Here is a 25,043-nt window from a genome sequence, read left to right on the forward strand (position 1 = left end):
AACTAACTTTTCTCCCTATCCTCTCTAAATTCTTTTAGCATCTGTGATAAATAAAAGAATTCCAGGATTCTTTTCTCATCATAAAATAATTTCTTTCTCATAACAGTTTCTACTAAAATTGCTGCTAATTTGTCCTCATCATGTTTTATATATCCATTTTTAAGCTTTACAAAATTACTCTTAATATATTCAACACCTAGATCCGAATTGTATTCTTCATCTAACATTACTAATTGAGGATTTTTATTTAGACATTTTTGCTTATCTTCTTCACTTAAAGCTTCACTGTTTACAATTACATAGTCTACTATGTCCTTTGAAGAATGTTTATAAATAGCACTAATATGATCCTGGACACTATAATTATCACTTTCTCCTGGTTGAGTTAATATATTTGATATATATATCTTTATAGCTTTAGTTTTTAGAATGGCATCTTTAATTCCGTCTACTAACAAATTTGGAATGATACTAGTATAGAGACTTCCAGGTCCTAATACAACTGCATCTGCTTCTAATATGGCATCAATTGCATCTTGTACTGCCTTTGCACCTCTAGGTTCAATGTAAACTTCATCTATTCCACTTTTAAACTTTATGCATTGTTTAGGAATATTTGATTCACCTTTAATAATAAAACCATTTTTTAATCGTGCTGAAAGAGTTATATTTTCTAAAGTAACAGGAATAACTCTTCCAGTTACCGCTAAAACAGAACAAGTTTTTTTAACTGCTTCATGAAAATTATCTGATATTCCATCCATAGCTGCTAAAAATAAGTTCCCAAAATTTTGATTTTCAAGTCTTCCATCTTTAAATCTATATTGAAACAACTCCTCCATAATCGGTTCTGTATAAGCTAATGCAGTTATGCAGTTTCTTATATCTCCTGGTGGAAGCATTCCTAAGTCCTTTCGTAGAAGTCCTGAACCACCACCATCATCTGCAACTGTAACTATTGCTGTAATATTACTGGTATATCTCTTTAAGCCACTTAATAAAGTGGAAAGCCCTGTGCCTCCACCTATTACTACAATCTTAGGTCCTTTTACTAATATTTTTTTCTCATATATTAATTCCCCTAAGCTTTTTTTATTAAAAGATAAACTGTCCACATCTAGACTTCCTAAAGAAAGCATCTTCTTAGTATAACCTTTAAATCCGTTATAAGTAATAACTACTCCTATTGTAATTATTCCAATAAAAAATAATATATATTTATTTCCAAGAGAATTTTTATTTATAATCTCTAAAATACCATATATGAAAACAAATATTCCAAATAACATTTGACCAATCCATCTCTTAATACCTATGCCTGGCCTCAACCAGTATTTAAGCTTCATAGCTTTCCAGCACCTCTACTTATATCTTCATTTACATCCCTATGATCAACTGTTACACTATATCCACTATGACTTAAAATTTCATGTACTTTGTTCGCAATGGCAACAGATCTATGTCTTCCACCTGTACAGCCAATAGAAATAATAAGCTGCCTTTTTCCCTCTTTTTTATAATTAGGTAATAGAAACTCTAGCATATCTATTAGTTTATCTATAAATTGCTCTGTTTCTACTTTACTTAAAACATAATCTCTTACTGGTCTATCATTACCTGAATAAGGCTTTAGTTCTGGTATATAGTATGGATTTGGTAGAAACCTTACATCAAATACTAAATCTGAATCTACAGGTATTCCATATTTAAATCCAAAGGATAAAACATTTATAAATAATTGGGTTTCTATTTGTCCCTGCTCACCAAAAATATTAGTTATTTCTTCATTTAAATCTTTGTTACTTAATTTAGTTGTGTTTATAATATAGTTGGCTTTTTCTCTAATAGCCTTTAATTTTTTCTTTTCAATAGTAATTCCATTAATTACTCTGCCTTCAGGTGCTAATGGATGCTTTCTTCTTGACTCTTTATATCTCTTAACTATTACTTCATCAGTGGCTTCTAAAAATAATATTTCATATTTATATCCACTTTCATTTAAATGCTGTAAGCTATCAAATAAATCATCAAAAAACTTTCTTCCTCTTATATCAACAACAACAGCAATTTTATCTATTTTTCCTTCAGTTTGGTAACAAGCCTCTGCAAACTTAGGAATTAATGTTGGCGGAAGATTATCAACGCAAAAATATCCTAAATCTTCAAGACTTCTTATAGCTTGAGTCTTTCCCGCTCCTGACATTCCTGTAACTATAACAAATCTCATATAACTCCATCCTTTATTAAATATAATTTATTCTAAAAAAGTCTAAAAATTTTAACCATAATTCTTAATTTTTAATTTCTAAAAAAGACTTTTTGTTATAAAATTAAAATATCATATAAATTAAATTTTTACTAACTAACCCTTGTTATTGATTCTATCTAAATTTAATGTATAATTCCCTCATTATACATTATAATAATATTTTTCATATAGTATTATACCATATCTACCTTAATTTTTGTGAGTACTACATTTTTAATTCTTATCATATTAATAATTAAAAATGTATAAAATATTTTTGTACTATCTTTTTAAAATTATTCTAAATGAGAAGTTTATTATTAAATTTAATAAAGTGGCGACTAAAAGTCACCACTTTATTATTTATCTTCACCAACTATTCTTACTTCTGTGTGTAATTCTACTGAAAAACTTTCAAAAACATTTTTTTGGACTAATGCAATTAATTCTAAAACCTGCTGAGCACTTGCATTCCCTTTATTTATAATAAATCCTGAATGTTTTTCTGAAACTTCAGCATCTCCAACATTTAACCCTTTAAGTCCAGCATCTTGTATAAGCTTTCCTGCAAAATACCCTTCTGGTCTTTTAAAAGTGCTTCCTGCTGATGCATATTCTAATGGTTGTCTCTGTGTTCTTCTTGATGTCAATTCATCAATTCTATTTTTTATTAAATCCTTCACCCCTGGTTTTAGATTTAATGTAACTTCTAATACAATATAATTATATTTGATTATTGCACTCATCCTATAAGAAAGCTCTAATTCTTCTTTTGAAAGAGTTTTAAAATTTCCTTCTCTATCTATTACCAGTGCACTCTCTATAACCTTAGACATTTCTCCATCATATGCTCCAGCATTCATTGTAGTTGCTCCACCAATGCTTCCTGGAATCCCACAAGCAAATTCAAACCCTGTTAATGAAGCCTCTAGTGCAGCATCAGACACATCACAAAGTAATACACCACTTTGAGCAATTATTTTATTTCCTACAACTCCAACTTTATCTAGTTTGGAAAATTTTATAACAACTCCTCTTATTCCACCATCTTTAACAAGTAGATTAGAGCCATTTCCTAATATAAAATAACTTTCATTATGCTTATTACATAGTTTTATAATCTCTTTTACTTCCTCATAATTAGTTGGATATACAATTACATCTGCTGGTCCACCTAATTTAAAAGATGTATGATCTTTCATTGGTGCATCTAATACTATATTTTCTTCTTTCAATATACTCTTTAATTCGATAAGCAATTCCTTGTTTTGATTCATTTCCTACCTCTTCTAAAAAAAATTATTTACACACAATATATAGTATAATTTATATAGTACAGTATAATCAACAACTATTAAACAATTTTACCTTTTTTCTGTAAATAATTTATAAATTTTTTCTCATCATAATTCATTATCAACTCATCGGGCATTTGTATATCTCTAACAAGCTTTTTCACAGAATCAAATTCACCTATGTTAAAACAAGCATGAGCATCACTACCAAACATAACTTTTACACCATATTTTTTACAAAGTTCTCCAATTTTATAGCAGTTTTCATCACTACCTTTTCTGGAACCATTAAGTGAACTATTATTAAGTTCTATGATTATATCTTTTTCCTTTGCCCTCATCACTACTTTTTCTGCATCAATTGGAAAACGTGGATTTCCTGAATGACCTATAATCATTACATTTTTATTATCCATAACCTTAATTAAGGCATTTGTATTCTCTTCTACTGTTCCAGGTTTTATACATACATCATGTAGACTTGCTATCATATAATCTAACTTATTTCCAATTCTTTCTGGAATATCTATATTGCCTTCATAATCAATTATATTAGCTTCGCATCCTCTTAAAATTTTAACACCATAAAGTTTTCTTGGAGTTACATCCAAATTAGCAAAATGAAATAAATGTGGTCCTCCAGGCATTTGTGGTGCATGATCTGAAACTCCTAAGACCTTAAGTCCTTTATTAGAAGCCTCTTTTATATTTTCAAGTAAAGTACTATAAGCATGACCACTAGCAATTGTATGAGTATGAACATCTACTACACATTTCAAGTTAATCACTCCTTAATTTTTCTTAAAGTATTTAAAAATAACTAATTAAAGTTGTCTAAGACTTTTTATATTATCAATATTCTTTAATAATATTGGTAAATATAAGTTAAAATAAACATCTATACTTGTTAGTTACTTTCTTGAAGATTACTAAAGTATTCTTTTATACTTTCAACAGCTCTAATATCCATAGAAGGTGTTGATAGTAATTCTTCATCACTTGCATTTTTAATATTTTCTACGCTCCCAAACTTCTTAAGTAATTCTTTTCTTCTCTTTTCCCCTATTCTAGGTATATCTTCTAATGTAGAGTATAATGTGGTTTTATTTCTTAAAGATCTATGATAAGTAATAGCAAATCTATGTACTTCATCTTGTATTCTTGTAATTAAATGCATACATTGTGAATTAATCCTTATAGGTAATTCTTCATTATTATAAATTAATCCCCTAGTTCTATGTTTATCATCTTTAACCATTCCACATACAGGAATATTAATATTTAATTCCTGCAGCACCTCTAATGCTATATTTACCTGTCCTCTTCCTCCATCCATCATTATAAGGTCAGGAAATACTGAAAATTTACCAGCACTTAAAGAAATTTTATTTTCTTTAATTTTTTTAATTTCCTCTAATCCATGATTAAATCTTCTAGTCAATATTTCTCTCATGGACTCATAATCATTAGCTCCCTTTACAGTTTTAATTTTAAATCTTCTATAGTCACTATTTTTAGGTTTCCCATCTTGAAATACTACCATAGTTCCAACAGAGTCCATCCCCATTATATTAGAGATATCATAGGCTTCAATTCTCTGTGGTGTCTCATCTAGACCTAAAACATCTGTCAATTCTGCTAATGCTATATTTTGTAATTCTTTATCTAATTTATGTTTAATTTTAAACATTTCTAAATCATGACTTGCATTTTTTTGAACCATGTCTAAAACTTTTTTCTTTTCACCTTTAATAGGCACTTTAATACTTACCTTATATTCTTTTTTCATAGAAAGATATTCCTCTAATACTTCACTATCTTCAATATGAGAAACATAAATCTGTTTAGGAATAAAAGCAGTTCCACCATAGAAACTTTTCATAAAATTACCTATAACCTCTCCTGGTTCTTCACTACCTGTATCATCTAATATAAAATGCTCTCTTCCTAAAATCTTTCCATCTCTTAAGAAAAAGATCTGAACACAACTATCTTTTTCATCCTGTGATATAGCAATAAAATCCTCGTTTTCAAAATGCACACTTATAATTTTTTGTTTTTCATTTATCTTTTCAATAGCTAAAAGCTTATCTCTAAGAGAAGCCGCTTTCTCAAAATCTAAGTTCATTGAAGCCTCTTCCATCTCTGTCTTTATCTTATTCACAATTTCTTTATCTTTGCCCGTTAATAAGTCTATAACATCATCTACAATCTTTCTATACTCCTCTTTAGAAATAAGCTTATCACAAGGAGCCTTACAAAGATTTATATGATAATTAAGACAAGGTCTTGAAGATACTCCATCTTTCTTTATAATTCTTTTGCAAGTTCTAAGCGGAAAAACTTTTTTAATTAAATCATAGGTTGTATATACTGCTGTAGCATCCGTATATGGTCCAAAATATTTTGCACCATCATTGCTCATATTTCTAGTGACAATAACTCGTGGAAAATCTTCATTTGTTGTTATTTTAATTAATGGAAAGTTCTTATCGTCTTTTAATAAAATATTATATCTAGGACTATATTTTTTAATTAAATTACACTCTAGTATTAAAGCTTCTATTTCTGAATCTGTAACAATATATTCAAATTCCGCAATATGCTTAACCATAGCCTTAACCTTTTCACTATGATTTTTAGAACTTTGAAAATATTGTCTTACTCTATTCTTTAAATTTTTAGCCTTCCCAACATAAATTACCTCTCCAAGAGAATTTTTCATTAAATATACTCCAGGACTATTAGGTAAATTTTTAAGATGGAATTGAAAGTCGAACATATTATCACCTCTTTAAGAAAATGCAAAATGCACAGTTCACAATGCACAATTAAGGATGAAATTATTTTTAGACAAAATAATTTCTTTAATATATTTTTTTGATTAGCAATACAATTGCTAATTGTGTGGTGAACACTGTTTGTCGCTACAGTTAATCAACTATAAATTTCTCAGCTTATGCTGAGAAATATCCTTAATTGTGAATTGTGCATCGTGAATTGTGAATTGAATTATCTCTACATCTTAGTTAAAAGAATTTAGGTAAGCTTAAAGATACATAAATAATGCTCAATAATATAACTATATTTTCAGTGACCTTTCCCCTAAAAGAATTGGTACTAAAAGCTAAGGGAAATTTAAACTTTTTATTATTTATTGGATATAAAACAGGTATACCTTGTTTTGTACACATATCACAAATTAAATGAGATCCATAAGTTGCTAAAAAATAGTAATATGTTTTTCCAAGATCATATGCAGTGCAGAAGGTTGCTAAAATTCCTGTAAAAATTAACATACCAAAAACACTATGAGTAAAACCTGTTCTATGAGTGGATAATCCTAAGAGAATTAAGGTTATTCCTATTACCTTCAATATTGGATCACTTTTATAAAAACTATCTATGTACAATGCTAACGTACCTAAAAAACAATAAAATATAACCTTTGTAGCATTATTTCTAAAAGGTAGTACATATTTATTGAAAAAACTTTTAGGATGGTCTGCATCAGGAAGCAATGCTCCTAATATGGAAAACACTAGACTTATTAATACATATTTCCCCGGCAATCTTTGACTTAAGAAAACAAAAACGCTTGCTCCTACACTTATGTGAGCTTTTCCCGTCATAACATCACCCCTTTAAATTTAAGAATCTAAAAATAACTATATATGGATACACAGTCTTAAAATAATGGAGAATTGAGAATTGACAGTTGACAATTCTCAATTGATTAAAGTTGTAAATTAAAATATTTAAAGGTAGCCACATTTAGCTATAAATTATTTTTTAAGATAGTTTATCTATATTATATACTTAATTCTTTAGAAAAATATTATTGATTAAAATAAGCACTTAAAATATCTTTAGCTACATCTGCTGCATTTCTGCCATAACCTTCGCCCTCTTCTAAAATTATAGCAAAAGCAATTTTAGGATTCTCATAAGGTGCAAAGCCTATAAACCAACTATGAGGAGTTTTATCTCCACTATCATGATCAGCTGTACCAGTTTTTCCACTAACCTGTACATTCCATAAATTAGCATTTTGTGCAGTACCTTGAGTTACAACAGATCTCATATACTTCTTTAATTTATTTGCATTTTCATTAGAAACTATATTCCCAACTTCTTTAGGTTCAATTTTAGAAACACTCTTTCCTTCTGAATTTACAATTTCTTTTACTATATTAGGTTCCATCATCACTCCATCATTTGCAATAGTGCTTGCTACTAAAGCCATTTGCATAGGACTTGCTAATACTCCACTTTGACCTATTCCACTTTGTGCTATATTCCCTGCCTCATATTTTTTATAAGTAGGAAATCTGCTATCTTCTAATATCAAAGTTCTTGATGGAATTTCTTTATTGAAATAAAATTTCTCTGCTGTAGATTTTAGTGCATCATTTCCCATTTCCATAGCAAGAGTACCAAAAACTACATTACTTGAATAAGTAAATGCCTGTTCTAAATTTATATTTCCTAAAGCATTTCCATTATAGTTTTCTAAAGAAGTAGTTTCATTAAAATATATTTTACCATTATCCTCAAAAGTCCTATTCTCAACTCCAGACATATTTTCTAGCGCTGCTAATGCAGTTACTGCTTTAAAGGTAGAACCTGGTGGATATAGTCCTGCTGTAGCTCTATTTAGAAATGGTGTTTCCTTATCTTTTGTCAAAGTATCCCATTGTTCAGCCAAATTATTAGGATCAAAAGTAGGCTTTGAAACCATAGCTAAAACCTCTCCTGTAGCTGGATCTAAAGCTACTACTGAGCCTTTGTAATTTCCCAATGCATCAAAAGCAATTCTTTGAAGATTTGAATCCAGTGTAGTCACAACACTATCACCAATTCTTGTTTCATTGGAATTAAGATTAAAATAATCCTTTATGGGCTTATTTTCCTTACCGCTTAATACCTTATCAAACTTTTTTTCTAATCCACTCATTCCATAGACTACATCATAATATCCTAACACATGAGCAAATTTTTCTCCTCCAACATACTCTCTAGTTTGTTCAAATTCACCTGTCTTTTCTCCTTTTGTAAGTGCATTCATATCTCTATCAAATATAGTTCCTCTTAAAACTTTATTTCGTTCTGCTTGCTGTCTATTATTAAAAACGCTTTCTATAAATTTATCACTTTTAAAGAGATATAAATAGTTTATATAGGATATGATAGCTATAAAAAACACCAGAAAAACTAATAAAACTGTTTTAATGCTTTTTGATATATTCTTATTACTACTCATAATTATTTCCATCCTCTGAAATTTTTTGAATTATACCGAGAGAAAAATATGTTATTAATAAAGATGTTCCCCCATAACTCACTAGTGGAAGCGTAATTCCTGTAAGTGGAATAGCTCCAGTAACTCCTCCAACTATAACCAATGCTTGAGAAGCTATCATTGTACTATATCCTACTGCTAAAAGCCTTGAAAATTTATCTTTAACATAAATTGCTGCCCTCATACATCTATAAAATAGTAAAAAGTATAGCATTAATATTGCTATTCCTATCAACATTCCCATTTCTTCACATATAGCAGAAAATATAAAATCCGTAGTTACAACTGGTACAAACTTAGGATATCCAAGTCCTAAACCGGTTCCAAATATACCACCTTCTGCCATAGAAATTAATCCTTGTACTAATTGAAGTCCTTCAGCATATCCATATTTCCAAGGATCCCTCCATATCATTACCCTAACTTTAACATGTCTAAATAAAAAATATCCTGCAATTGCTCCTAACACGAATAATCCCAAAGAAATTATTACATATTTCTTCTTTGAAGTAGCTATATATAACATAGTTACAGAAATTCCAAAAAAGATTAAGGCTGAACCCAAATCTGTTTGAAGCAGCATAAACACTAAGCATATCATAACAACTACTGCTGGTTCTAATAGGCTTAATATGTTATTAATAGTTACATTCTCCTTGTTACCTTCCTTCATAAAAATATTCTTTATATATTTTGGTGCTTCCCCATAATCTTTTAACGAAGAAGCTAAATAAGCAACAAGAGTAACTTTTCCAAACTCTGACGGCTGAAAACCAAAACCACCAATAAACACCCAGTTTTTAGCTCCACCTATTTCACTACCTAATAGTGTACCCATAGACATAAATACAAGTGTTACAATAAGATAAAAATATTTATAGTTACTAAAACTCTTTAAATCCGGAAGTATAACTACAGTTAAAATAAAAGTAGCTATTCCCAAAGTAAAAGATATCATTTGCTTTGCTGCCAAAAATGTTCTTGTACCATCTTCTATTACTCTTCCCCCAGATATAGGAAGATCTAATCTATAAAGCATAGCAATACCAATTACAGCTAATACATTTGAAAATAATAATATATATTTATCCCCATCTGGAAAAAATTTTTTTATTATAAAATGTGAATAAGCTAAAAGACCACACATTACTCCACCCATAACCAATGATCCTTTATCATAATTAGGAGAAATAAGAGTTACATTAACAAAAAGTATAATAGTTAACAGGTATGTAAGTCTTAAAACTCTTTTTTCTTCTCTTAAGCTATTCATGCCTTTCTCCTTTCATAACTCACTATTGGAGAACCTTAAATATAGAAGAGCCTACTTTAATTCTATCTCCTCTTCTTAAGGTTACTTTACTAGCTATTTTTACATCATTTACAAAGGTACCGTTAGTACTACCTAAATCCTCTAATATATACTCATTATTTCTCATATATATTTTCAAATGATGTGAAGAAACATATCTATCACTTAAAATAACCATATTATCCTCACTTCTTCCAATAGTAAGGTAATCATTTATTGGTATTACACCTCCATCTTGAAGTTCATAATTTTGTCCCTTATCCATAATTTCAAGACCAAATTTTACTGCATTAGATTTTTTAGGTCTTCTTTTTCCTTCATTTTTCATATCATTATACATAATCTTAAGGGCATAAACTATAATACAATATACTATTATGATGATTACAACTTTGAATATTAAACTTACATTTGCCATAAGACGTTAAACTCCTTCAAAAGTATAGAATTGTGACTAGCAATCTATGCTAGTCACAATTAATTATATCATTTTTTTAAGATATTGTCCTGTGTAAGAATTACTACAATTACAGATGTCCATAGGACTTCCTGTACATAGAATAGTTCCCCCTTTATCTCCACCTTCAGGACCTAAATCAATAATATAATCTGAACATTTAATTACATCTAAATTATGCTCAATTACTACTACTGTATTCCCACCTTCTACTAACCTTTGAAGTATAGATATAAGTTTATTAACATCATCTATATGAAGTCCTGTAGTAGGTTCATCTAAGATATAAAGAGTTTTCCCTGTACTTCTTTTTGATAGCTCATAGGCTAATTTTATTCTTTGCGCTTCTCCACCAGATAAAGTAGTAGAAGGTTGCCCTAACTTAATATATCCTAATCCAACATCCATTAGCGTTTGCATCTTAGTAGATATCCTAGGAATATTTTCGAAAAACTTTAGCGCTTCTTCAACTGTCATCTCTAACACATCATCTATATTTTTCCCCTTATATTTAACTTCTAATGTTTCTCTATTGTATCTTTTTCCCTTACATACTTCACAAGGTACATAAACATCAGATAAAAATTGCATTTCTATTTTAATTATTCCATCTCCTCTACAAGCTTCACATCTGCCACCTTTTACATTAAAGCTAAAACGTCCTGGCTTATATCCTCTCATTTTAGCTTCAGGTGTTACTGCAAATACTTCTCTTATTAAATCAAAAACACCAGTATAAGTAGCAGGATTACTTCTTGGAGTTCTTCCTATTGGACTTTGATCAATATTAATTATCTTATCTATTTGTTCATGCCCTAAAATTTCCTTATGTAATCCTGGAATTTTTTTAGAATTATTTATTATCTTATTAAGTCCTTTATAAAGTATTTCATTTACAAGAGTACTTTTACCTGAACCTGAAACTCCAGTTACAGATGTAAATACACCTAGCGGAAAATCTACAGAAACATTTTTTAAATTATTTTGCTTACCACCTATAATTTTAATAAATCTTCCATCTGCTTTTCTATATTCATCAGGCAGTTCTATTTTCTTTTTACCACTTAAATATTGTCCTGTAATAGAATTTTCACAATTCATAATATCTTCAATAGTACCAGAAGCTATTATCTCGCCACCATGTTCACCTGCTCTAGGCCCTATATCTACAATATGATCTGCTGCTTTCATAGTATCCTCATCATGTTCAACAACCACTAAAGTATTACCTAAATCTCTAAGATGTTCTAAAGTTTTAATCAACTTATCATTATCTCTTTGATGAAGTCCTATGCTTGGTTCGTCTAATATATATAGTACCCCCATTAAACTAGATCCAATTTGAGTTGCAAGTCTTATTCTTTGAGCTTCTCCTCCAGATAGTGTTCCAGCAGAACGAGTTAAATTTAAATAATCTAATCCTACATCTTTTAAAAAATTTAATCTATTTCTTATTTCTTTTAATATTTGAGCAGCTATTATCATATTTTTTTCTGAAAGTTTTAAGCTATCTAAATATGATATCTCATCTAGTATAGACATAGAAGAAAATTCATGTATATTTTTTTCTCCTACAGTAACAGACAAGGCTTCTTTGCTTAATCTTGCCCCCTTACATTTTGGACATGGATTATCACTCATATATTGCTCTATTTCTCTTTTTATGTAGTCTGAACTAGTTTCAAAATATCTTCTTTTTAAATTGTTTATAACCCCTTCATAGGCATGATTATAAACACCTGTTTTAAACTCTTTAGTATATTCTACTTTAATTCTATGTCCTTCTGTTCCATATAATAACACCTTTATAACTTCTTCTGGTAATTCTTCTATAGGCGTATCTAATGAAAACTTATATTCTTTTGATAGTGCTTTTAATACGGAAAATGTCCATGACTCTTCTTTTAAACTGCCTTCTCCAAAAGTTATAATAGCTCCATCCATGATACTCTTACTTCTATCAGGAATAACTAAATTCTCATCTATCTCCATAAGTGTTCCTAATCCATCACAGTTATCACATTTTCCAAAAGGTGAATTAAATGAAAACATTCTTGGAGATAACTCCCCTATACTTATACCACAATCTGCACAGGCAAAATGTTCACTGAATAATATATCCTCACCATCAATTATATTGGCAATAACTAATCCTTCTCCAAGTTTTAGCGCTGTTTCCAAAGAATCATTTAGTCTAGCTTCTATTCCATCTTTAATTACTAGCCTATCAATCACAATTTCAATAGTATGCTTTTTATTTTTTTCAAGCTTAATTTCATCCTCAATTAAATCTACTAAATTTCCATCAATTCTAGCTCTTACGTAACCATTCTTTTTGATGTTCTCTAGTATTTTCACATGTTCTCCCTTTTTTCCTCTAACAATAGGTGACAGGATTTGAAGTTTTGTTCTTTCTTCTAAACTCATAATTCTATCCACTATTTGATCCACAGTTTGTTGAGTAATTTCTTTACCACATTTAGGACAATGTGGAGTACCTACTCTTGCATATAATAATCTTAAATAATCATATATTTCTGTAACGGTACCTACTGTAGAACGAGGATTTCTACTTGTGGTCTTTTGGTCGATAGATATAGCTGGAGATAGTCCTTCTATATATTCAACCTCTGGTTTATTCATTTGTCCTAAAAATTGTCTTGCATAAGCTGAAAGAGATTCTACATATCTTCTTTGACCTTCTGCATACAATGTATCAAAAGCAAGAGAAGATTTACCTGAACCTGATAAGCCGGTAAAAACTACAAATTTATCTCTTGGTATTTCTAAATCAACATTCTTTAAATTATGAACTTTTGCTCCTTTTATAAAAATTTTATCTCTCATAATTTACTCCTTTTTAACTTTAAATTTCTTTTCTTAATTTAATAATTTCATCTCTAAGCTGTGCAGCTCTTTCAAATTGTAGGTCTTTTGCAGCTTGTTTCATTTCTTCTTCTAATTTGTTAATATAAGAAGTTAAATCTATTCCTCTATCTTTGTCATCACTAGTATATTCTACTGTTTCTTCCGCTACAGTTGAAATTTCTAATATTTCTCTTATATCTTTCATTACAGTTCTAGGAGTAATATTATGTTTTTCATTATACTCCATTTGTATTTTTCTTCTTCTATTTGTTTCTCCTATAGCTTTTTCCATAGAGTTAGTTATATTGTCACCATACATTATAACCTTACTTTCAGAGTTTCTTGCTGCCCTCCCTATAGTCTGAATCAAAGAAGTTTCTGAACGTAAGAAGCCTTCCTTATCCGCGTCTAATATGGCAACTAAAGCTACTTCTGGAATATCCAATCCTTCTCTTAAAAGATTAATTCCAACTAAAACATCAACTTCACCTTTCCTTAAATCTCTTATAATCTTCATTCTTTCAATGGTATCTATATCTGAGTGAAGATATGTAACTTTAACACCTAAGTCCTTAAAATATTTAGTCAAATCCTCTGCCATCTTCTTTGTAAGAGTTGTAACTAATACCCTAAAACCTTTATCTATGGTATTCCTAATTTCACTATATAAATCATCTATTTGACCTTTTATAGGCCTAACAATAACTTCAGGATCTAAAAGTCCCGTAGGTCTTATAATCTGCTCTGCCACATTTTCTGAATGTTCAGCTTCATATTTTGAAGGAGTAGCGCTAACAAATACAACTTGGTTTAAAATCTTTTCAAATTCCTCAAACTGTAATGGCCTATTATCATAAGCAGAAGGTAATCTAAAACCATATTCTACAAGAGAAGTTTTTCTTGATTTATCTCCACCATACATAGCTCTTATTTGGGGTAAAGTAACATGACTTTCATCTATAAATAACAAGAAATCATCCGGAAAATAATGTAATAAAGTTTGTGGTGGCGTACCCTTAGCTCTTCCATCTAATATTCTTGAATAGTTTTCTATACCAGTGCAATATCCAACTTCTCTTATCATTTCAATATCAAAGTTAGTTCTTTGCTTTAATCTTTGTGCTTCTAAAAGTTTGTCTTGATCTTTAAGCTCTTCTAATCTCACTTCTAATTCTTGTTCAATTTGAGATATAGCTAATTCTAATTTATCTTTTGAGGTGGCAAAGTGAGAAGCAGGGAAAATAGAGATATGTTTTCTACCAGCTATTATTTCTCCTGTTAATACATCAAATTCTCTAATTCTATCTACTTCATCTCCAAAAAATTCTACTCTAATACCCTTATTAGTGGATGATGCTGGAAATATATCTAAGACATCACCTCTAACTCTAAAAGTACCTCTTACAAAATTAATATCATTTCTTTCATATTGAATATCTACAAGTTGTCTAATTATTTCATTTCTTTCTTTTTCCATACCTTCTCTAATGGAAACAGTAAGTTTTTTATACTCTTCTGGATTACCTAATCCATAAATACAAGATACTGACGCAACTACTATAACATCTCTTCTTTCTAAAAGAGCAGATGTAGCAGAGTGTCTTAATTTATCAATTTCATCATTTATACTAGCATCTTTTTCTATATATGTATCGGTTTGAGCAACATAAGCCTCTGGTTGATAATAATCATAGTAAGATACAAAGTATTCAACAGCATTTTCAGGAAAAAATTCCTTAAATTCTGAACAAAGTTGTGCAGCTAAAGTTTTGTTATGTGCTAATACCAAGGTAGGTTTTTGAACTTTTTCTATTATATTAGCCATAGTAAAAGTTTTCCCTGAACCAGTAACCCCTAATAAAGTTTGAAATTTCTTACTTTCTATTATTCCATCAGATAAACTTTCAATAGCCTGTGGTTGGTCACCCATAGGTTTAAACTTAGAATGTATTTTAAATTCATTCATTTTCTCACCTCACTAATCATCAGAATCTTTTTTATTTTTTATCTTATTAAGAATTTCTTCAAAACTTTTTTCTACTTTCATTATTTTCTTTTTATTAGGGAAATCTCTAGGTACAATTACTACTCCCATTCTACTACCACTTTCAATTCTATTTTTATTAAATTCCACAATTTCCCCTGTTCTTCTCTTAATTTTAATCCATAGTGTAGAAGGTATCTGTTCCATAAATTGAAATATATCTTCATCATTTATCATTTTTATATCATTTATTTCTAATATCATATCCCCAGATTTTAATCCCATTTCACTTCCTAATGAACTAGGTGCTACATCTAATATCATTATTCCTTCGTCATTACTAACATAAATAGGTTTACCTTTAAGTTCTTTTTTTCTATCAAATACCGCAATCGCTTCATGAGCAAAAGGCATAAATAATAATAGTGCTATTTGATATATGAATCCAAAATTCCCCAAAGGAGATAGTATTATTAATGCTAATCCAAAAACTGAAATTAAAGTACCTGAAAATAAAGTTTTTTCTTTTTTACTTCTAGTAAAGGTAGAAGAATTGTATCCTACTACTGCATATATAGGTAGTAAACCTAAGGCTACAGTCTCAAAAAGTAGCTTGTTCACATTATGATTTAATATAGGCCACCAATTAGGTGCTATTACTTGACTTCCACCATTAGACGCAACAGTTTCCATTACCATTAGTACTATTGGTAATGCCCAATATCTTTTAAAAGCAAAACCTCCAATAATAGTATTATTTCTATTTCCAAACACCGGAATAGACCCTCTTTTGCCATCTAATATAACTAATATTCCTTCTACAAAATGCATAACACCAACTAAAGCAATTAAATTTACTATGTCTACATTAAAAATATTTAATGTGGGTATATTTAACATTTTAGATAGTAACGTAAATATTAATGAAAAAATTCCTAGTACTGCTCCTGAGTAAGATAAACATATAAATCTAGGATTAAATATCATTAAAATCATAGAAACCATGAAGATAATATAGACATTAGAATTTATATCAAAAGCAACTCCTAAGTATACTATTAATATACTTGCTATAGTTCCTCCAAAAATACCCATAACAATTTGTGATATAGTAAGCTCAAAAGCAGAAGTACTATTTTTCCCCATTATCATCTGCTCAATTCTTGCTGTTTTCTTATTTTGAATATAAAATATAAAGCTTAGTACAACTAGAACCAAAGCATGAGTTGGATTAACTATAGCATAGGATACTTTACTTAGCGTGTATTTTAATAACTCCATTCTTATAAGTCCCCCCATTATTAGTTATAAATACTTTTAAAATTGATATTAGGCATATAAAAGAAAATAATTAATTAAAGATGAGTCATATATTTTGCATCAAAGAAAGAGATATATTTTCACCATAACTACATTATGATAAAATTCTAATTATTCAATATTATGAATATAGATACTCATACTGAACAGTTGTTTTTTTAAATGCCTTACTTATATAAATTGTAGTTTTATTAGTTCCTTCAATTAGCAGCCGAGAATTAAAAATTTAAAATTAATTTTTCTATATTTGGAATTGAATATTTTAATCATTAGTATAATTTAGAATATATCTAATGTATATAAATTTAGTATCTGCCTACAAAAGGCAGATACTAATATTGTAACTCTTAATAAATCACCATTTTGAAATTTATAATGAACAATTACCTAACTTTTTCTTTAGCAATTTCTAATGCTTTCATGAATTGTGGATCATTGCTTCTATCATAAGGTCTTTCCCTTAATTCATCTGGATATTTTACTTCCACATCAGGTTTAATTCCTAATCCATGAATATTTTTTCCATTAGGTGTGAAATATTTAGAAATGGTAACCTTTAGTGCTGTGCCATCACCAAATCCATCTCTTTCTCTATAGAAGGTAGTTTGAACTACACCTTTTCCAAAGCTTTTTTCTCCAACTAAAGTAGCATATCCATAGTCTTGAAGTGCACCTATAAATATTTCTGAAGCACTTGCTGTACCACCATCAATAAGTACTGTTATAGGTAATCCTATATGATTTCCACCTACAGAATTATAGTCTTTTCTATTACCATTCTTATCTTCTGTGTAAACTATATTCTTACCCTTTGGAACAAATTGTGAAGTCATTTCTACTGTCTGATCTAAAAGTCCTCCTGGGTTTTCTCTTAAATCAACAATCAGACTCTTCATATCATTTTTTGTCAAATCTGCTAATGCATTAGAAAAGTTTTCAGAAGTATGTTCATCAAACATTGACACTTGAATATAACCTACACTATCTTCAATCATTTCATGTCTTACTGTTACCAGTTGAATTTCTTGGCGTACTATATTAAAATCCATCTTACCCTTTTCTTCTCTAGAAACTGTAAGTTTAACTTCTTCTCCTTCTTTTCCCTTCATCATGGAAGTTGCTTTTTCTAAGTCTTTTCCTGCAACTACATTACCATTGACAACTTCAATAATATCTCCTGGTAATATACCTGCTTGTTTTGCAGGCGAATTTTCGAAAGTAGTAATTACAACTATTTTATTTTCTTTAACACCTATTTGAATACCAAGTCCTACATAACTACCTGCTGTTTGAGTAGCAAAATCCTTAAATTCCTTTTCATCCATAAAAGTAGTATATGGATCTTTTACTGCCTCTACCATTCCCTTAGCAGCGCCTTCTACAAGTGCTTTATCATCAACTTCACCTATATAATATTTATCTATTTTATCTTTAACTGTATACAGCTTCTCAAAGGCCAATATATTTTCAAAGGTTTTTCTACTTACTAATACCTTTCCATTTGGTAGATTAAAAGATATAACATTTGTTAATACTGCTGTTATAATATTTGTTATAATTAAAAGTATAACGGTGTATGTAATATACTTCCTTTTAGTCTTCTTTTCTTTCTTCTGCCATTCAAAATTAAAATCTTTATTTTCATTACTCATTTAACTCACCTCTCAATTTAATACATATATATTATTTATGTAAATACCTAATAATTATAACATTTTTCAATAAAAATTTATCTCTTAATCATTTTCTCATAAGAACATATGTTTTGCAATGAATTTTTTAGCCACATAAAAAGAAAATAATCTGTCAAAAATTATGACAAAAAATATTCAACCATACTTACTAATTATTCTTTAAATATGCCTTAAACCAATAATTTTTTATAGATTAAAACAAGGCATGACATTATATTCTATCTTATAACGCCATGCCCAAAATTCTTCTATTAAACCTTTAAGAATTTTCTCATTGATATTATACTTGCAAGAGAACCAATTACCATTCCTCCAAGTAAAAATTCCCAAATTGTTACTTTTAATATATAACTTTTCGATACTAGGTTAAAACCTAATAGCATATCTGCAGCCTTTGTTTGTGCAAATCCATATAATCCATATAGTATTATAACAGAAATTAGAGCACCTAATATTCCTAAAAGTATACCTTCTATTATAAATGGCCACCTAATAAACCAATCTGTAGCACCTACGTATTTCATTATTCCAATTTCTCGTTTTCTTGAAAAAACTGTTATTTTTATAGTATTTCCTATTAAGAATAATGAAACTAAAACAAATACTAAAGCAGCAATTCCACCTATCATAGTTGCAGAATCAGTAAGCTTAGTTACCTGATCAATAAGCTGTCTGGCATCTTTAATTTTTTCTATTCCTGGAGCACCTTTAATCTTTACTAAAACATCATCTACTGCCTTAGGATTATCAACTCTAACTATGTAAGAACTTGGAAAAGGATTTTTCTTGTTAAATCCTGCTACTAACGCACCACTGTCATCTTGTAATTGTTCTTTCATCTTTTCCAGTGCTTGTTCCTTAGTCTCTAATTTAACTTCTAAAACACCATCTACTCCTTCTATTGTCTTCTTTAGTTTATCCTTATCTTCATTTTTTATATCATCTTTTAAATAAACTCTTGCTTCAACTTTTGAACCTAATTGATTTACTGCCTTATTAACATTTACTAAAGTTAATGAAACCACTCCTAGTATAAATAATGTAGCTGCAACAGTAGCTGCTGAAGCAATACTTAAAGTTTTATTTCTTTTTATACTTTTAAAAGCATCCTTTACAAAGTACTTAATAGAATCAAATCTCATATCCGTATTTACCCCTTTCTTCATCTCTTGCTACAGTTCCTTTTTCTATGGCAATAACTCTCTTCTTCATACTATCAACTATATCTTTAGCATGTGTAGCCATAACTACTGTAGTTCCTGCTCTATTGATATCACTAATAATATCCATAATTTCTAATGAAGTATCTGGGTCAAGGTTTCCTGTAGGCTCGTCCGCAATTAAAAGAGCTGGACTATTTACTATTGCTCTAGCTATTGAAATTCTTTGCTGCTCTCCACCTGAAAGTTCATGAGGGAAAGACTTATGTTTCTTAGAAAGCCCAACCATTGATAGAACCATAGGAACTTTTTTATGTATTTCTCTTTCACTTGCACCAATAACTCTTAGCGCAAAAGCAACATTCTCATATACATTAAGAGTTGGTATTAATCTAAAATCTTGGAATACCACTCCAATTTTTCTTCTATAATAAGGAATTTGTCTATGACTTAATTTAGTTAAATCTGTACCAGTGACAATTACGCTTCCTGCAGTAGGATCTACTTCTTTTAATAGCATTTTAATAAATGTAGATTTTCCAGCACCACTTGGACCAACTAAAAAAACAAACTCTCCCTTATTTATTTCTATATTCAAATTTGATAATGCAAGTACATTATTGTTATATACCTTAGTTACATTCTTAAATTCTATCATTTTTTTTCCTCACTCTCTTTGTAGCATTACTATTCCTTTCTCATGTACTAATTAAGTTAGAAATATTATAACATATTTTTTCCTCATAATATTAATAATAACAAAAAACTCGAAAAAAATATCGAAAAAAATAAAAAAACTAATGGAAGCATCATAATAATATTCCATTAATTTATAATAATTACATATAACTATATGTTTTGAAAATTTAATTCTATGATACCATAATTATAAACAAATAAAAATAAGTAATTTATGGAATAACCTGTATATATTTGTATGATACATATAAGATATAATTGTTTAAATTATATAAACTATGTTTTTTCCATGAATTTTGCGTTTTTCTTTATATGAAAAATACCATTTTACATGTTTCATTAGTGTCTTGCCTTAGATTCATTTCTTTATTAATTTTAAATTTAAATTAAAAACTTCCTAAAAACAAAAAACTGATGACGTTTCATTTTCGTCAACAGTTTTAACTAGTTAAATAATTATAATCATTTCTACATTAATATTTATTTTAATATATTAAGCTATATACCATAAAATTATATCTATTATTAATGAATAGCATAACATAAAGAAACATATTGATATTATTGAACCTATTAAATTAAAAAATTTATAATAATTTCTCCATTGATTTTGATAATTTAAAGGTTGCATATGTTGAGGCTTCATAAATGCCACAGCCCCTATAAATAAACCAAAACAAGACATCCAAATACCTATATTCACTGTACCTCTAAATAAGTTATAAATATTTATAGGCAAATCTTTTACTAAACAATATATTAGCCCTAAAACTGCTCCTAATATTAATGGAATTAAATATATTTTAAGTGAAATCTTAAAACTTGTAAAAATATCTTCAAATACTAATTGAGTCTTTGAACTTTGTTTTGTTTCATATTTCATCATTTATCACTCCCTTATTTAATTCGCAATGCACAGTTCAATATTATAGAATTTTATTAACAAAAGTCGAAATTTTAGAGCTAATTTACTTTTAAAGTTATCCAGCTACTTCTTATAAAGAACTCACAATGTATTGTTAGTAAAAAATCAATTTTCACCCTGTTATTAATTTTTCATTCTCAATCTTCCATTATTTTAAGTTGTGCATTGTCTTAAATTATGTATTGAAATGCTATGAAAAATAGCTATCTTAAACTATACATTAGCTTTTTAAATATTGTATTTATATATCAATATAAACATAATTTTTGATTATTCATTATTATAACATCTCTCCTCTAAAAAATCATTATTTTCTGTAAAATCTAGCTACAGAAGCTTGAAATACATTTTTCTTAAAAATATAAAAAAGTATATAAACTTAAAATTTAGTTTATATACTTTTTTATATTTTTTTATATTCTATATTTATATTCATATTTCTATTTCCTTTATCTTTCAATAGATTCTGATAAACCTTTAGCTGAAACAAATCCACCAAAAAGAATTACTTGAAAATTTATTTTTATCGTATTTATTACTTTTTATAATAAATTTCTCCTAACTTTAAAACTTTATTATTTGATTCTATCAACTTCTTCTGCTAAGTCTCTGCCATTAACTAATCCAGCAATAACTATTACTCCTAAAACTGTTTTTATTGTATTTATTAATTTCTTCATATAATCATCTCCCTAAAATTTATTTGTTAATTCATATTTATTAATCTTATATTTTAATTATAATGTATTAGTTAATATGAAGCCATTTAACATACACAAAGCTGCATATTAATATTACATTACTGTAATTTTCAATAATAATTTCTCCTTTGATTATCTAGTATATTAATACCCAAATACTTAATATTACTAATAATTTTAAATATTTCCTTTAAACCTCTTTCTATATTATCTATAATAAAGTCTATGTAATATTAAGATGTCTAAATAAATCTCAATTCTGACAAAAAATAAATAAAGAGTATATAAGCTAATTAAAAACTTTATATACTCTTACATTTTTATATGAAACCTTATGTTGTATTTTATTTTACAATTCATATTTTTATCCTCTTCACTAATACTTTATTCTTCAATTGATTTAGCTAACTCTTTTCCTGAAACAAATCCACCAATTATAAATGTTTTTAAAATTATTTTTATCATATCCATTAGTTTTTTCATAATTTTCCCTCCATATCTAAATTTTTATTTTTAATTATTTTTACTTCAACCTTATGATTTAATTATAAATTTTTGACACTAGCATAGCCATTTAACTATCTTACAAATTCACCTACTAATCTTACATTACTGTAATTTTAAAAAAATAAATAACAATAATGGATTATTTAATCATTTAAATCTCAAAATTTAGATAATACTAATCTAAGAACATAATTTAACTTTAATATATTGCCTTATTTTCTGCATAAAAAAACTTCACAAATATTACTTTGTGAAGCTTTCTATAATTTCTATTTTAATTCTAATCCTTTTTTAACTGATTTAACAATATCTGTTGCTGTTAGACCATAAGCTTTTAATAAATCTGCTGGTTTACCACTTTCACCAAATGTATCTTTAACTCCAACTCTAAGTACTGGAACTGGATGATTTGAAGTTACAACTTCACATACTGCTGAACCTAATCCACCAATCACATTATGCTCTTCTGCTGTTATTATTAGCCCTGTTTCTCTAGCAGCACTAGTTATAGCTTCTTTATCAATAGGTTTAATTGTATGTATGTTTATAACTTTTGCTTTTATTCCTTCTTCGCTTAAAGTATTTGCAGCTTCTAGAGCAGCATCTACCATTATTCCTGTAGCAATAATAGCAACATCTTTTCCTTCTCTTAATGTAACAGCTTTTCCTATTTCAAATTTATAATCAGTATTTGCATTTACTGCTGGAACCGCGCTTCTTCCAAGTCTTACGTAGCATGGTCCTTGATATTTTGTAACTGCTTCAATAGCTGCTTCTGTTTCAATAGCATCACTTGGACTTATAACTACCATGTTTGGTATACTTCTCATTAATGCTATATCTTCTATAGCTTGATGAGATGCTCCATCTTCTCCTACTGTTAATCCTGCATGAGTTGCACATATCTTAACATTTAACTTTGGATAGCATATTGAATTTCTTATTTGCTCAAATCCTCTTCCTGCTGCAAACATTGCAAAAGTACTTACAAAAGGAATTTTACCGCAACTTGCAAGTCCTGCTGCTACTGACATCATATTTGCTTCAGCTATTCCCATATTTAAAAATCTTTCAGGGCAAACTTTCTTAAAATCAGCTGTTTTTGTAGATTTTGATAAATCAGCATCTAAAACTACTATATTTTCATTTTCTTGACCTATTCTTGCAAGCGCTTTTCCATATGCTTCTCTTGTTGCTATTTTAGTCATTATGCTTCCCCTCCTATTTCTCTTAATGCTAAATCGCATTGCTCTTTATTAGGGGCAGATCCATGCCATCCCGCTTGGTTTTCCATAAATGATACGCCTTTACCCTTAATTGTTTTACATACTACCACTGTAGGTTTATTTGTTACTTTTTTAGCTTCTTCTATGGAGTTTTTAATAGCCACTAAATCATGTCCATCCTCTAATACTATTACATTCCAACCAAAAGCAGCAAATTTATCCGCTATTGGATTTGGGTTCATAACTTCAGATATATCTCCATCTATTTGAAGTCCATTATAATCAACAAAGGCTGTTAAGTTTCCCAACTTATAGTGTGCAGCACTCATAGCCGCTTCCCACACTTGACCTTCTTGAAGTTCTCCATCGCCTAAAAGAGTATATACTCTATATTCACTGTTATCTAGTTTTCCAGCCAATGCCATACCTACTGCTGTAGAAATACCTTGACCTAATGAACCTGTTGACATATCAACACCTGGAACATAGTTCATATTTGGATGTCCTTGAAGTATTGAACCTATCTTTCTTAATTTCATAAGTTCAGATTTTTCAAAAAATCCCTTTTCAGCTAATGTACTATATAAAACTGGTGCTGCATGCCCTTTGGAAAGTACAAATCTATCTCTCTTTGGATTTTTAGGGTTACTTGGGTCTACATTCATCTCATTAAAATATAATGTAGTTAAAATTTCAACTGCTGATAATGAACCACCTGGATGTCCTGAAGCTGACTCAGTTAACATTGTAACTATGTCTTTTCTTATCTCTTTAGCAATGTCTTTTAATTGGTCTAGTGTTCTTTCCATGCCTCTACCTCCTAGATTATCTTCTATAAACTATTATAACAATTTTATACTTTTTAACAACACTTACTTTAGACAATTCAAAATTCACAATCCCAAATTATTGAATAATATAGTTAATAAAGGAGTTGTGATTTTCACAACTCCTATATATTTAGTTATTTTTATTTTTATGCTTTAAATCTAAACTAAGCATTAAAGATGTATCAACTTTTTCCATATCATCTTTTGTCATATGACCTATTTTTTCTTTAAGTCTTCTTTTATCTAATGTTCTTATTTGTTCTAGCAAAACTACCGAGTCTTTATTTAATCCATACTCCTCAGAAGAAATTTCTACATGAGTTGGAAGTTTTGCCTTATTTATCTGAGAAGTAATAGCTGCGACAATTACTGTAGGGCTATATCGATTTCCAATATCATTTTGAATAATAATTACCGGTCTTACCCCACCTTGTTCCGATCCAACAACTGGACTTAAATCAGCGTAAAATATATCTCCTCTTTTCACAACAGTTGTCATTAGGCAATTCACTCTC

At 28.9% G+C, this 25,043-nt stretch carries 19 protein-coding genes; all 19 read right to left on the reverse strand.

What is annotated here, in order from left to right; genetic code table 11:
• Positions 1-2: 2 nt before the first annotated feature.
• The 19 genes from ACY1IQ_RS07685 to ACY1IQ_RS07775 all read right to left on the reverse strand — a co-directional run bounded on the left by ACY1IQ_RS07685 (position 3) and on the right by ACY1IQ_RS07775 (position 25,027).
• The gene (locus ACY1IQ_RS07685) at positions 3-1,346 is read right to left on the reverse strand and encodes a gluconeogenesis factor YvcK family protein (protein ID WP_461613394.1); all 1,344 of its coding nucleotides are present in this window, start codon (positions 1,344-1,346) and stop codon (positions 3-5) included.
• Positions 1,343-2,227, reverse strand: a complete 885-nt coding sequence (gene rapZ, locus ACY1IQ_RS07690; RefSeq protein ID WP_461613395.1) for an RNase adapter RapZ — start codon at positions 2,225-2,227, stop codon at positions 1,343-1,345. The genes ACY1IQ_RS07685 and rapZ overlap by 4 nt, the downstream gene beginning before the upstream one ends.
• A 380-nt stretch (positions 2,228-2,607) precedes the next feature.
• Positions 2,608-3,525 carry a UDP-N-acetylmuramate dehydrogenase gene (murB, locus tag ACY1IQ_RS07695; protein ID WP_461613396.1) on the reverse strand — a complete coding sequence of 306 codons (918 nt, stop codon included), beginning with the start codon at positions 3,523-3,525 and terminating at the stop codon, positions 2,608-2,610.
• Between the two features lie 77 nt (positions 3,526-3,602).
• A complete protein-coding gene (locus ACY1IQ_RS07700; protein ID WP_461613397.1) occupies positions 3,603-4,322 on the reverse strand; it encodes a PHP domain-containing protein in 720 nt (239 codons plus the stop codon).
• A 128-nt stretch (positions 4,323-4,450) separates the two neighbouring features.
• Positions 4,451-6,325: an excinuclease ABC subunit UvrC gene (uvrC, locus tag ACY1IQ_RS07705; RefSeq protein ID WP_461613398.1), complete on the reverse strand. Its 1,875-nt coding sequence runs from the start codon at positions 6,323-6,325 to the stop codon at positions 4,451-4,453.
• Between the two features lie 247 nt (positions 6,326-6,572).
• A complete protein-coding gene (locus ACY1IQ_RS07710; protein ID WP_461613399.1) occupies positions 6,573-7,175 on the reverse strand; it encodes a metal-dependent hydrolase in 603 nt (200 codons plus the stop codon).
• Positions 7,176-7,381: 206 nt separating this feature from the next.
• Positions 7,382-8,806, reverse strand: a complete 1,425-nt coding sequence (locus ACY1IQ_RS07715) for a peptidoglycan D,D-transpeptidase FtsI family protein (RefSeq protein ID WP_461613400.1) — start codon at positions 8,804-8,806, stop codon at positions 7,382-7,384.
• Complete coding sequence (locus tag ACY1IQ_RS07720) at positions 8,799-10,118, reverse strand: FtsW/RodA/SpoVE family cell cycle protein (protein WP_461613401.1); 1,320 nt, start codon at positions 10,116-10,118, stop codon at positions 8,799-8,801. The genes ACY1IQ_RS07715 and ACY1IQ_RS07720 overlap by 8 nt, the downstream gene beginning before the upstream one ends.
• A gap of 22 nt (positions 10,119-10,140) precedes the next feature.
• The gene (locus ACY1IQ_RS07725; RefSeq protein ID WP_461613402.1) at positions 10,141-10,575 is read right to left on the reverse strand and encodes an FHA domain-containing protein; all 435 of its coding nucleotides are present in this window, start codon (positions 10,573-10,575) and stop codon (positions 10,141-10,143) included.
• A gap of 63 nt (positions 10,576-10,638) precedes the next feature.
• Positions 10,639-13,461 carry an excinuclease ABC subunit UvrA gene (gene uvrA, locus ACY1IQ_RS07730; protein ID WP_461613403.1) on the reverse strand — a complete coding sequence of 941 codons (2,823 nt, stop codon included), beginning with the start codon at positions 13,459-13,461 and terminating at the stop codon, positions 10,639-10,641.
• 19 nt (positions 13,462-13,480) lie between these two features.
• Positions 13,481-15,448: an excinuclease ABC subunit UvrB gene (gene uvrB / locus ACY1IQ_RS07735; protein WP_461613404.1), complete on the reverse strand. Its 1,968-nt coding sequence runs from the start codon at positions 15,446-15,448 to the stop codon at positions 13,481-13,483.
• A 12-nt stretch (positions 15,449-15,460) separates the two neighbouring features.
• A complete protein-coding gene (locus tag ACY1IQ_RS07740) occupies positions 15,461-16,747 on the reverse strand; it encodes a PDZ domain-containing protein (RefSeq protein ID WP_461613405.1) in 1,287 nt (428 codons plus the stop codon).
• A 422-nt stretch (positions 16,748-17,169) separates the two neighbouring features.
• The gene (locus tag ACY1IQ_RS07745; protein WP_461613406.1) at positions 17,170-18,438 is read right to left on the reverse strand and encodes a S41 family peptidase; all 1,269 of its coding nucleotides are present in this window, start codon (positions 18,436-18,438) and stop codon (positions 17,170-17,172) included.
• A 293-nt stretch (positions 18,439-18,731) separates the two neighbouring features.
• Complete coding sequence (gene ftsX, locus ACY1IQ_RS07750; RefSeq protein WP_461613407.1) at positions 18,732-19,622, reverse strand: permease-like cell division protein FtsX; 891 nt, start codon at positions 19,620-19,622, stop codon at positions 18,732-18,734.
• On the reverse strand, positions 19,612-20,298 hold the full coding sequence (gene ftsE, locus ACY1IQ_RS07755; protein ID WP_039636472.1) for a cell division ATP-binding protein FtsE: 687 nt from the start codon (positions 20,296-20,298) through the stop codon (positions 19,612-19,614). Before ftsE ends, ftsX begins: the two co-directional genes overlap by 11 nt.
• A 534-nt stretch (positions 20,299-20,832) precedes the next feature.
• Positions 20,833-21,222 (reverse strand): hypothetical protein, encoded by a 390-nt coding sequence (locus tag ACY1IQ_RS07760; RefSeq protein ID WP_461613408.1) that lies wholly within the window; start codon positions 21,220-21,222, stop codon positions 20,833-20,835.
• 1,519 nt (positions 21,223-22,741) lie between these two features.
• Positions 22,742-23,683 (reverse strand): transketolase family protein, encoded by a 942-nt coding sequence (locus tag ACY1IQ_RS07765; protein ID WP_461613440.1) that lies wholly within the window; start codon positions 23,681-23,683, stop codon positions 22,742-22,744.
• On the reverse strand, positions 23,680-24,507 hold the full coding sequence (locus ACY1IQ_RS07770; RefSeq protein WP_461613409.1) for a transketolase: 828 nt from the start codon (positions 24,505-24,507) through the stop codon (positions 23,680-23,682). Before ACY1IQ_RS07770 ends, ACY1IQ_RS07765 begins: the two co-directional genes overlap by 4 nt.
• Before the next feature lie 151 nt (positions 24,508-24,658).
• Entirely contained in the window at positions 24,659-25,027 is a 369-nt protein-coding gene (locus ACY1IQ_RS07775) for a type II toxin-antitoxin system PemK/MazF family toxin (protein WP_039636465.1), read from the reverse strand.
• Positions 25,028-25,043 lie beyond the last annotated feature (16 nt).

This window comes from Clostridium sp. Marseille-QA1073, from assembly GCF_054863625.1.